Source organism: Priestia sp. FSL P4-0332 (assembly GCF_038005845.1).
In the GTDB taxonomy this organism is placed as follows: domain Bacteria; phylum Bacillota; class Bacilli; order Bacillales; family Bacillaceae_H; genus Priestia.
The window spans coordinates 762,224-774,423 of the sequence record NZ_JBBOUA010000001.1 but is presented as its reverse complement, the minus strand read 5'-3'; the positions used below and the strand labels follow the sequence as shown (position 1 = coordinate 774,423).

General features: G+C 37.4%; 9 protein-coding genes. 3 read left to right on the top strand and 6 right to left on the bottom strand.

Annotated features, from left to right (window positions below; translation table 11 throughout):
- The first annotated feature begins 270 nt into the window (after positions 1 to 270).
- The 3 genes from MKY06_RS04060 to budA all read left to right on the top strand — a co-directional run bounded on the left by MKY06_RS04060 (position 271) and on the right by budA (position 3,069).
- Positions 271 to 435 (top strand): aspartyl-phosphate phosphatase Spo0E family protein, encoded by a 165-nt coding sequence (locus tag MKY06_RS04060; protein WP_078081481.1) that lies wholly within the window; start codon positions 271 to 273, stop codon positions 433 to 435.
- Between the two features lie 224 nt (positions 436 to 659).
- Positions 660 to 2,339: an acetolactate synthase AlsS gene (gene alsS, locus MKY06_RS04055; RefSeq protein ID WP_098278242.1), complete on the top strand. Its 1,680-nt coding sequence runs from the start codon at positions 660 to 662 to the stop codon at positions 2,337 to 2,339.
- Between the two features lie 16 nt (positions 2,340 to 2,355).
- Positions 2,356 to 3,069 (top strand): acetolactate decarboxylase, encoded by a 714-nt coding sequence (gene budA, locus MKY06_RS04050; RefSeq protein WP_029324807.1) that lies wholly within the window; start codon positions 2,356 to 2,358, stop codon positions 3,067 to 3,069.
- Positions 3,070 to 3,180: 111 nt separating this feature from the next.
- Here the strand turns inward: budA and MKY06_RS04045 are convergent, their stop codons facing one another.
- Genes MKY06_RS04045 through MKY06_RS04020 form a run of 6 tightly spaced genes read right to left on the bottom strand, consistent with a single transcriptional unit; the run spans position 3,181 to position 12,126 of the window.
- On the bottom strand, positions 3,181 to 3,603 hold the full coding sequence (locus MKY06_RS04045; RefSeq protein WP_013055495.1) for an NUDIX hydrolase: 423 nt from the start codon (positions 3,601 to 3,603) through the stop codon (positions 3,181 to 3,183).
- Positions 3,604 to 3,610: 7 nt separating this feature from the next.
- A complete protein-coding gene (locus MKY06_RS04040) occupies positions 3,611 to 5,452 on the bottom strand; it encodes a 2-aminoethylphosphonate aminotransferase (RefSeq protein ID WP_013055494.1) in 1,842 nt (613 codons plus the stop codon).
- Positions 5,445 to 6,575 (bottom strand): phosphonopyruvate decarboxylase, encoded by a 1,131-nt coding sequence (gene aepY / locus MKY06_RS04035; protein WP_013055493.1) that lies wholly within the window; start codon positions 6,573 to 6,575, stop codon positions 5,445 to 5,447. The genes MKY06_RS04040 and aepY overlap by 8 nt, the downstream gene beginning before the upstream one ends.
- Entirely contained in the window at positions 6,568 to 8,085 is a 1,518-nt protein-coding gene (gene aepX, locus MKY06_RS04030; protein WP_078081477.1) for a phosphoenolpyruvate mutase, read from the bottom strand. Before aepX ends, aepY begins: the two co-directional genes overlap by 8 nt.
- Before the next feature lie 13 nt (positions 8,086 to 8,098).
- Entirely contained in the window at positions 8,099 to 9,508 is a 1,410-nt protein-coding gene (locus tag MKY06_RS04025) for a Mur ligase family protein (protein ID WP_098278241.1), read from the bottom strand.
- Positions 9,505 to 12,126 carry a putative amidoligase domain-containing protein gene (locus MKY06_RS04020; protein WP_013055490.1) on the bottom strand — a complete coding sequence of 874 codons (2,622 nt, stop codon included), beginning with the start codon at positions 12,124 to 12,126 and terminating at the stop codon, positions 9,505 to 9,507. The genes MKY06_RS04025 and MKY06_RS04020 overlap by 4 nt, the downstream gene beginning before the upstream one ends.
- Positions 12,127 to 12,200 lie beyond the last annotated feature (74 nt).

Genomic DNA, 12,200 nt, shown 5'->3' with positions numbered 1-12,200 from the left:
CTTACAAGCTAAACTTGTCAAAGCTAAGAATTCATTCGCTTGTTAAGAATAACTGAACGTGCGCTCCAGATTGTCATTTTTCCTAGCCTCAGTATATCATACTTGTTGAAAACAGGTAAAAAAAGTGTTCGACAAAGCTTGTCAGCAGCTCTTCACCTATGTCATATTTTTCAAAACAAAAAACATTTTACAAATATGAAGGAATTTCATACTATTAGATAAAAGATACAACATAGAAGATAGAAGTATTCTGACTTGGAGAGGATTTCAATGAAGCAACCTCAGTTAGAAAAAGAAATTCGAGCCTTACAATCAGATATTTACCAATTAGCTAAAAAAACAAGCAGCTATTCTCACGGTGAGATTTTAAAATTAAGTCAAAAGCTAGATCAAAAAATTGTTAGTTACCAAAAGCTTTTTAACCGTACCAAATAAGAGCCGCGTAGGACTTTCACTTGCTATCCCTCAAGTACCATAAACTACAAATAAAACAGATATGTTTTATTCGCAATAGGTATATCTCTGCTTCCCTAATTAATAGGGAAGTTTTTTATTTGGAAAATTAAACCTTCTCCTTTCCTTAGGTTAGTTGTCATACAAATTGGGTATCCAATCAGTAGGCCTTAAAACCTATCTAAGAAATATAAAGGAGAGAGTGCATGATGAGTAATGCTGATACTACCCAAACAAAAAAAGGCGCCGACTTACTAGTAGAAAGTTTGGCAAGTCAGAATGTGCCTTATATTTTTGGCATTCCAGGAGCCAAAATTGATGGCGTATTTGATGTTTTGAAAGAAAAAGGACCAGAAGTAATTGTTTGCCGCCATGAACAAAATGCTGCGTTTATGGCAGCTGCTATGGGAAGACTGACAGGTACGCCGGGCGTTTGCCTTGTCACATCAGGTCCAGGTGCCGCTAACTTAGCCACTGGCCTTGTCACTGCTACTTCTGAAGGTGATCCAGTGGTAGCCCTAGCAGGAGCCGTTCCAAGAGCAGATCGATTAAAAAAGACGCATCAATCAATGGATAATGAAGGACTATTTAAATCTATCGCCAAATTCAGCGTTGAGGTAGAAGACGCTGCAAACGTTCCAGAAGTGATAACAGACGCCTTTCGCGAAGCTGTTTCTTCTCCTTCAGGAGCATCTTTTGTCAGCTTGCCGCAGGATGTAATGGATAACGAAACATCAGCTTCCACTCTATCCGTTTTAAAAGCTCCTACGATTGGCGCTGCTAATTTAGACGCTGTTGCCCAAGCTATACACACTATTCGCACAGCAAAACTACCTGTTTTACTTTTAGGTATGAGAGCAAGTAAATCTAAAGCAGTGGAATCAATCCGTCAGCTTATAGCAGAACATGACCTTCCTGTGGTGGAAACGTTCCAAGGTGCGGGAGCTGTTTCACGAGAGCTTGAAACTCACTTTTTTGGGCGAGTAGGTCTTTTTCGCAATCAGCCTGGAGACGTGTTATTGAAGCATGCTGACGTCGTCTTAACAATCGGATATGACCCAGTTGAATACCCTCCTTCTCTTTGGAACTCAGAAAGTCAAAGAAGCATTATTCATTTAGATGATTTACAAGCACAAGCTGACCACCATTATCAGCCGGAAATTGAGTTAGTAGGGGATATTCCAAGCACAATTGACATATTAGCGGATAAACTCCCACATTTAATACGTTCAAAAGAAAGTGCTTCTTTTTTAAAAACGCTAAAAAGCAAACTTGAACAACCTGACGATCAGTACGAGTTTTCTAATGACACTCACCTTCATCCCCTACAATTAATTGAAGCTCTGCAGAACTTTGTTGAAGATGATACTACCATCACATGTGACGTTGGTTCGCATTACATATGGATGGCTCGTTATTTTCGTTCCTATGAACCTCAGCATTTACTATTCAGCAACGGCATGCAGACACTAGGTGTTGCTTTGCCTTGGGCTATTTCAGCTGCACTCGTTCGCCCCCATAAAAAAGTTCTGTCCATGTCTGGAGACGGGGGGTTTTTATTTTCAGCCATGGAGCTCGAGACAGCCGTTCGGTTAAACTTACCAATTGTTCACATTATCTGGAACGATCAAACCTACGATATGGTTGGCTTTCAACAGCAGATTAAATATGACCGAAAATCTGCAGTAGAGTTTGGCAGTGTAGACTTTGTTACGCTTGCTGAAAGTTTTGGTGCCAAAGGATTTAGAGTTAACTCACCAGAAGAATTTTCGGACACTCTAGCAAGCGCTTTTCGTGAACAGGGCCCCGTTATCATCGATGTTCCTGTAGATTATAAAGATAATGAAAAATTAAATACACAGCTACTGCCAGATCAAATTAACTGAAAGGACTGAGTAAAGAATGAGCAATAAAGAAAAATTAACGATTCACCAAACTTCCACTATGATCGCTTTATTAGACGGAGTATTTGACGGTGTTGTCACATACAAGGATTTAGCTAAGAAAGGGGATTTCGGCATTGGTACCTTTAATCAATTGGATGGTGAAATGATTGCCTTTGACGGAGAATTTTATCATATTGCTGATGGTAAAGCCTCACCTATTAGTAAAGATGCAAAAACACCTTTTGCCATTATGACAACCTTTTATGAAGATATCTCTTATCGTGTAGAAAAGGAAATGAATCGTGAACAACTAGAAACCTTAATGAACGAGCTTATTCCTAGCCCGAATTTATTCTATGCAGTTCGCATTGACGGGAAGTTTAAAGAAGTAAAAACGCGCACGGTTGCAAAGCAAGAGAAGCCCTATCCTTCCATGGTAGATGCGGCTGCTGATCAGCCTACATTTACATCTTCAGATGTAAATGGAACACTAGCAGGTTTTTACACGCCAGAATATTCTTCAGGCATCGGTGTTCCCGGCTACCACCTGCACTTTATTGATGAATATAAAAAAGAAGGGGGGCATGTTTTAGATGTCTCCGTTCAGGATGTTACAATTCAAATCTGCAAAAAAACGAAATTAAATCTCAATTTATCGGAAACAAGTGAATTTTTAAGTGCTAATTTAGAAGACCATGATGTAGAAGAAGAAATTGCCACGGCTGAATAAACAACCATACTTTTACTGATAAAAAAACGCTCATCGTCACGCATGACGATGAGCGTTTTTTATTTAATCGCGTTCAGGCTTCATTTCTAGCACAACACAGAAACCTTCCGCCTATACGTAAAAGGAGCCCGTGTCTTTTAAAACATAGAAAAATGGTATTTCAGTCTCTTTTAGACATCTAGCCATTCGATCCTTAAAGTTATCTAATTTAATTATATTTTTTGCTTCTTCTAACGTAAAATATCCCACATCCTGCGTTTCATTGGAGACAGAAATTTTTCCGCTAATCGCTTTTCCCTTTAATAAAATAACAGTAGTAGATCGTTTAACATCTTGTTCTACTCCTAGAAAGTTGGTCACTTCAATAACAATTCCAGATTCTTCTTTAACTTCTCGTATCCCCGCATCTTTTATTGATTCACCTGCTTCAACAAAACCGCCTGGAAATTCCCATCCCCGTCTATGGTTCTTGACTAGAAGCACGTGATGATCTTGATTTACCACCATAACTGCTACAGCTAATTTTTGATTCAACTTTTTCTCACTCTCCTTTTAAAGCTTTAAGATATTGTTCAAGAAGGTGAAGAAATCTTTCTATATCTCTATATGTGATATCACCAATATTTGCTATTCGAAACGTTTCTAATTTATCAATTTTACCAGGATAAATGGTGAATCCTTGTTTATAAAAAAAATCATGCATAATATCAAAATTATACTTTCTATTGGAAGGCTCGATGATAGAGGTAATAATTTTAGAATGATGTGTTTCAGGAACCAAATAGGTTAACCCAAGCCGAGTAATTCCATCCGTTAAAGTAGTCCATGATTTTGAGTAGCGTTCATATCGTTTCTCAATTCCTTCCCACTGAGTTTCTATAATTGCCTGCTTTAAGGCGTACATAGTCTGAACAGGAGGAGTAAAACGCATTTGTTTATTCATTTGGAAATATCGATACTGATCATATAAATGAAGATAAAGGTTACGAGGCTTTATTTGCTCCGTTTTTTCTAACCGGTCTTTATTTGCTATAACAAACGACACGCCTGCCATTCCTTGAAGGTTCTTATTTGCACTTGCGGCCAGATAGCTTATATTCATTTTTTGCATGTCAATTGGAACAGCTGCATACGAACTCATTGCATCCACAATCATTTCGATATTTTTCACTGCACAAAATTCCCCAATTTGTTCAATATCATTAAGAAGCCCCGTGGAAGTTTCACAGTGAACAAGCGCCAGATAGGAAACGTTCGTTGAAATCTTTTTTATAAAAATTTTTAAGTCGTTCATATCAATAGCCTGCTGGGCGGAGCTTTTATATTCTAAATAATTCAGTCCATAAATTTCAGCGATTTTACACATTCTTTCACCGTATGGACCATTATTGATAATAACAACCGTACCGTTATCAATTACTGAACTTAAAATCGATTCCACTGCCGCCGTTCCAGATCCGCCGAATAATACCGTAGTATACTTCTCTGGATTCCCAACAAATTTTGTTAGTTCAGCAGAGATAAATTCCATTGTCTCTCCAAATTGTTTTTCTCTCGGGCAAATGTCCTCCACTATTTGAGCATATTTGACGGTATCTGTTGTAGTTGCCGGTCCGGGGTTTAGGAGTATATTTCTTTTAACTGTATGTGGAATACCTTCTCGAGCTTTAATAATCGGATAAACAATAGTAGTTGCTCTTGCCCAGTGATCTTCATCATCCACTTCACACCATGCCAAATTATCCAGTTTATGAACATACACATTTGCTTTTTCGGAAATTTTAACGAGGCCATATTCATAATCGATCGTTTGATTAAACTGAAACAGCGTATTTGCTTCATCACAAAGTCTCTGAAATGTAGCATAAGAGAGTTTGGTTAAACCAACTAGTTCTGCATAGATACTATTCAACTCTTCTTTTTGTTTTGACATATTCTTAAGGTTATTATCTTCATCAGCTTCAATATAAACTTCATCGCCAGCACCGTTCAATTTACTCGCTAGTATGACATCTGATCTCGAATGATTTACTAATGTTTCCAACGCATTCTTTTCATAAATTACATCCGATTCCAATAGTAAAAAATCTTCTTTAATATAATTTTTAAATTGATACAGCGTAAACAGACTTCCCGTTGTTTCGTATCTAGAATTATAAACACATTTTATTTGAGGATATCTAACCATTAGCTTTTCATATTCTTCTTTCATATAACCTGTTCCAATAAAAATCGTCTTGACTCCTGCTTCTATTAACTTGGAAATGGAATGTTCAATAATCGATTTTTCATCAATCATCAAAAAACCTTTAGGGCGGTTTCCAGCTCTTTTACGAATCCTGCTCCCCATCCCTGCAGCTAGAATAACAGCTGTTTTAATCATCTAAAAACACCTGCAGTCTTTCTCTGACTTCATAAGGCTTCATTTCAGGACGCCCCAGGTTCTTTTTAGATCCTTTCGCTATTTTAAGATATAAAAACGTTAATTTTTTATCACTTTTCCACTGTTTGATATACGTCTCTAACTCATATAAGTTATGAACATGAATGGAATTTTGATACCCACAGGAAGAAGCAATATCTACAAAATTAATGTTATGAGAGACCGTATGTTGTCCCCCTGTAGAGTCATGGGTTTGATTGTCTAAAAGAATGTGTAATAAATTTGCTGGACAGTAGTATCCGTTGGTTGCTAGATTTCCCATGCGCATAAGCAACGCTCCGTCTCCATCAATTGTAATGATGTTCTTTTCATTTCTGCTCAAAGCTAAGCCTAAACCAATGGAACTAACGCACCCCATAGATCCAACCATATAAAAATTATTTCTTGCGTCTTCTATTTCGTAAAGCTCTCTTCCTGTTTTTCCTGTAGCGGCCAATTGAATAGTATCGTTGTCTTTTAATGAATTAACTACTTGTAATGCCTCATACCTTGAAGGTAACTCGTCGGTTGTTATCTGTTCACTTTTCATTTTAGGAGTAACGTTTTTTATTGATTTTTCTAAAAGCTTAACTGGCTCAAACGTTCCTTTTTTTACAATAAAGAAGTAGCTTTCATTATTTTCAACAGCTTGATTAGCCCGCTGTAATTGTTTTTTAACTTCCGCAAAATCAAAAGATAAATATTCCCATTTTATTTTCATCGTATTTAGTAGGGCAGGAGTAATTTCTCCCATTAATTCATGCTGTGGTTCATCTGGACATCCAGGTTCTCCGCGAAAACTGACAAATCCAAGGACAGGAATTTTAAACGGATGAATAAGAGAGGTTAAAGGGGAAACAGCATTTGCTAATCCGGAGTTCTGCATTAAAACAACCGCTTTGTTGCCAGCAATTGATGCCCCAGCAGCAATCGCTACCGCTTCTCCTTCGTTTGCTGCTGCAACATATTCACATTCGTTGATAGCGTAGTTAATAAGATGTTTAAGATAGGAACAAGGAACCCCGCTATAAAATTGAAAACCTAGTTTTTTTAATTGAGTTCCAAATACGGACGTACTAATCATTTTTCCCACCATCTTTTTGAATCTTTGTATACGTTTCGGTATCTATCCATGACCCCATCGTATATTTAACAGCAACTGGGTGAATTAGATTAATATAATTAAAGAAATCAGAAAACGTGAGCTGAGCAAAATCTTTTCTTTGTGCCAGTTCTTCCAAAGCTTTTTTTACAACCTCAGTGCCTTTTCCAGAAACTTTCCAAAGACCAATGAATTCACCATGAATGTTGTTAGAGTTTGGATTGCACGACATTTGAATCAAGTCTACTGTTTTAGAATACAGCTGCTTGGAATAGGGAAGTTTAGCAGTTACATAAGATGTTTGATTCCCTTTTAACTCATAATCAGCTCCTGCTACGATAGTGATATCGCCACTTTCATGAATTAACTCCTCAAAAACATGTGTTTTATATACGATGTTACTATCGCTTATTAAAGTAGCCGTTCCTAGCTTATCTCTTGCAGCATAGAGATGATATAATTCTCCTTTATTAGGAAACGCCTTATCTTCCATATCTTTGTTGGAACCTGCTTTTATACTATTTGTCACGCCGACTTTTTTTAACTGATTTATCTGCTCGGTTATCAAAGCTTCATTTGCTGATTCTTTTACCAGAATCATAGCGTTCGTGCTATGATTGGCAGAGCTTAAATAAAGTTTCTCTGCCATATCGAGCTCTTCAGCTTTTTGAAGACGGAAAACTTCCTCAAGCGGAGAGACATTTTTTTCTACATTAATCAAACTTTTATCGCAATAAATCTGAGCGGACGTTTTTTGCATAGCTGTAATGGAAGATCTTAAGTTATGGTTGGCCCAAATGCTCAAGCTAATTCCTAAATCACTAAATTTATCAGTTGGAACCGAATAATATTTGGTTGGAACAATAATAACCGGAAGCCTGTTTCCCCACTCTTTCATAAAAGCTTCAATCTCTGTCATATCTGACCTTTTACTATGAATCAAAACGGCGTCGGTTCCTGCTTGGCGATAAGCTTCTGCACGCTTTAAAGCTTCCTTCAGCCCCCACCCTGCAATAAAAGCTTCTACACGCGATACCACTACAAAATCTTCGTCATTTTGGCTATCTTTCATTGCTTTAATTTTGCCGCAAAATTCATTAATATCTGCAAGCGGCTGTGCTTCACCTTTAATAAATGAGTTTGTTTTTGGAAACAATTTATCTTCAATACATACGCCTGGAATGTCTCGCTGCTCCAATTTCTTAACTAATCTTCTTGCATTATTAAAGTTCCCATAGCCTGTATCACCATCAAGAAGAATTGGAACGGACGTTGCGTCACTCATAAACTCTAAGATGTCTAACACCTGTGTCCATGAAGCCTCGTTATTATCTCTTACACCCAGTGCTGCAGATAATGACAGGCCGCTGGCCCATATCCCTTTGAACCCTGCTTCTTCTACAATCTTTGCAGATAGCGCACTGTGAGCCTCCATAATAAACTCTAGCTGTTTACTTTCTATCAACTCTCTTAGCTGTTTAGTCTTCTTCATGTCTATCCTCCTTTTACTCTTCGTTGTCTGGAATAAGTTTATTTCTTAATTCTTTAAAAGTAGGTTTTGTCATAACACGGTGCGTTACTTTTAATAAAATTATTGTATTTTCATTTAAATATGGAGCTAGCACATTGTATACTTCATCACCAGTCTTGCAAAAATAGACTTTATTAGGGTCCATTCCACATTTTAAAGCTCCTGTTCCAATAGCTTTTGCTTCATCTCCTACTACAACTAGAATGTCAATTTTGGATTCCGCTGCTTTTTTTCCCATATCTTCATATTGTTTAATTGCATATGGTCCTTCTCCTAGTTGAGGCATGTAGCCTAATAAAGCGATAGACTGTTGCTCTTTTGACATATCACTAAGAACTCCAAGAGCTGTAGCCATCGATAAAGGTGAAGAGTTCCATGTGTCGTTAATTACCGTACATTCATTCAGTCCTCTTTTAAATTCCAAATGTTCTTCTACTTGTTCAAATAAGCTAAGTCTTTGTATGGCAACGGAAATATCAACGCCCACATAAAATACTGCAGCAATGGCTGCCAGTGCATTATACACATTATGTTCACCATATCCAGGGATAAAGGCATCGTACTCTTTGTTTTGGTACTTTAAAGTGAAAGCCATTCCTCCCTTAGCATATTTAATATCTTTTGCTTGAAATTGGGAATCATCACCTTTACCTATATATACAACACCTTGAAGATGACTAACATCAAGCACTCTCTTAATATTTTCATCATCTGCGTTTAAAATCAAAATGCCGCTATTTGGATCTAAGCCTTCTACAATTTCGGCTTTTGCTTTCATATATTCTTCAGGTGTTTCACAATCAGCGAGATGGTGCACGCCTATATTTAATAGAATTCGTATTTGTGGCTGAAAGTAGCGACACGCAACTTTTAAATAGCCCGGATAAGCGACCGGCATTTCAAAAACAGCTACTTCTGTCGTATCATCAATACCTGTTAAATAACGTAGATTTACAGACATAGAATTCATACTCATCCACGTAGCTTTCACTTTATAATCTTCAATTAATATTTGTCGGATCATCTCTTTCGTGGTCGTTTTTCCACAAGTTCCTGTAACACCAATAACAGGAAGATCAAAAAGCCCTCGGTAGTATTCGATAAATTTCCAATAAGCCTCTTCTAATTGAGCTGTTTTAACAAGAATAATATTTCCCTCTAAGTTCGTGCACAGCTCAGGGTGATCTGTTATAACGACAATTGAATGATTTCCTTTCCAATACTTCCCTCTAATCGGTTCTCTATCTAAATGAAAGATGAGTGTATGATCCTCTATATCCTTTTTAGCGTAGTTTATAGCATGTTTAATAACAGGATTTCCTGATCCATAACAAAGGTCTCCCCCCGTTTGTTTAAGGATTTCATTTAATGTGAAGTGCTTCATGTTAAATCCTCCTTTTCTTCTTCGTAGCCAGCCAGTGAAGACGCATAATTGAGCAGGCGAATCCCCGCCAAAGTACGCAGCTTGTAGGCTCTAATTTGTGAGAATAGACTATCTGGTTTTGCATTTATTTCAAGTAACTTTATGGAACCGTACTGATCTATACATAAATCTACCGCCAGCTCCCCAAAAGGACCCACTTTCTCCTCTACTGTTGCAACAATATTTTTAGATATTTTAGCTAATTGGTTTATAATGAGCCTTCTGTCTGTTGGATCAGGATATAAACTGTTTAATATTTTACTGAGGCGCATATTCGTTTCAGAATCTTCCGTTAGCACATCTTCACCGGTGAGACGCGCAACCATACCCGTTCGAAGCCAAATTTGCTTTTCATTTTTTTGCATATAAACCCGTATTTCTAAATTTTTATCTTTATGCTGTTTTCTGCGAATTCCTTCTTGAACAAGATAAGGATTGTTTTTCATCAAAGGAGAGAGCAAAGTAAATAATTCTTCCATATTACTGAATTGATGCAGCTCTTTTTTATTAAGATCAAACCAAAAGATGCCTGTTGGTCGGCGAACGATACGCATGACTCCTTTACTTAAGGCCCCGCCAAGCGGTTTTAAATAGACTTCTCCGTAGCTATCAAGCATTTCTGCAATGTCAGCAGATTTTTGTACGAGACGTGACTCTGGAAGAAATTCTTCATATTCTTTCATAAGAAGTTCATATGTTGCCCACTTATCTCCCGTGAGCTGAAACAAATTTGAAGAATTAACAAAAGGAATTTTATAAATCGCCTGAAGTTTTGCCCTTACTTCATCTATTAAAATATTTTTTCTACTATCTATGAAATAACGGTCATAGATAACAGCAGGAAAAGGAAAAAGCCCTTCACCGTTAATGGTTGTTCCTTTAACCAATTTTTTCTCCCAATCAATATCTTCGGGTTCAAACACATATACAAGCATTCGCTTTTCATTTGCTAAGCGACATAGATGATGGAAATAGGTTGTTTGTCTTTCAAAAGGACGGTTAGCAAGAATGCCAATGATAGGACCTAAAGTTATGATGCCTTCTGAAGCTGATAGCTTGGGGCACCAATCTTTCGGGAGAGATAGTTTATCACGGAGAGATTTAGAGAGTTGAACCATATTTGGATGGCGAAATGAAAAAGGATAAGAATGAACAGTTGCAGTTGATATTGCCTTTCCTGCACTAACAATCGTAGACTGCCCCTCTTTGAGGCCGTATTTTAAACGGAGCTTTTTGGGGATTTGGATAATATGTCCGCGGTCATAGATTTCTTTAGAAATCTTCACATTCCAATTCCTGCGAATATCATTTGATTCATCACAAGGAATTTCTTTTTCTATCATTTCAAATAGAAAAGATAGTTCATTTTGATAGTGTGGATAGCTGGATGTTTTCATAAGATTTGCTTTGATATCTTTCCACATTCGTTTAAGAAAGATTTTATTCCCTTGATAGTAGGCACGCTGCGTAAGTGGATGAAATAAAAATTCGCTTTTTAATTCATGATGATGGGTAGCAACTAGCTGAGCAAGAGCTAAAGTGGAGAGAGTAATTCTAGGGTCGATAATCCAAGAGCTTAAAGTTAAATACTCAAATCCATACGGTTTCTCACGATAGCGTCCAAGACCTCCATGGTTCGTTTTCCGTCTGAGTTTAGCGGTCTTAGATTCTTCTATCAGCGCTACTGGAATAGCAAGGTAGTGGTCAAGAGCTCTTAATAAGGATAAAGAAAGCGGAATACCAAAATGAATATGTCCTCCACATTGATACCCTGAAAACGGCATGCTGCCTGCCCGAAAATGAATATTTTCATATGGTACCTGTGCAGATGCTTTTTCTATTAACTTTTGGATATTCTCAAATAGTTCTGTTGATGAATTTGCTTTTTCAGGCCTAACTTCTACTAATGCATACTCACCGCTATCTTGCTCTATTTGTCTTTCATCACAGCCTACCGGACCTTCAACAGAAAAAAAAGTAGAAGCTGGTAGAAGCTCTCCATCACAACTTAACATAAACTCAACGTCAGCACCCATGCTAAAAGGAACGCTAGGCTTTAATGGATTTTCTATCCATTCACTTTCTGATGAGTTAATATCTGTGACGATACACTCTCCATTTTCTAATACCCCCATTTTGACAAAGCCGCTTTTAGCTCCCGTTACGTAGAGCGCTCGAATGGCTACGTTCATCAGCATTTCCGGTACATCCATGCCGTTTACCTGTTCTAATTTCCAGCCGAAGGCTTGCGTTCGAATGGGTATTTCATTAAATACAACATGTTCACTGGTCACTACTTGTACTGTTTTTACGCTCAGTCCTTCTACTTCTAGACAATATTCTTTGTCTATTGCATATATTTTCGTAAAATAGTCATATCCTTCATATATTGCTTGATCCTTTGTATTTACGATAACAATATCTCTTCCGCTATGGTGCCCATACTTCCTCCCTATCACTGGATATGAACAGGTTTTGGGGTCAACTAATTCAACAGACGGTATATTATTCAGATTAAGAGTTTGCAACGTCATTTCTTTATCAGATAATATCCCTAACTCTTCTCTCATTGGATCCATTTTAAAGCCTCCTAATTAGAACTTTCTATCGTATTTTGCTACTTTAATGCCCTATAACAATAATCAGCTACTCA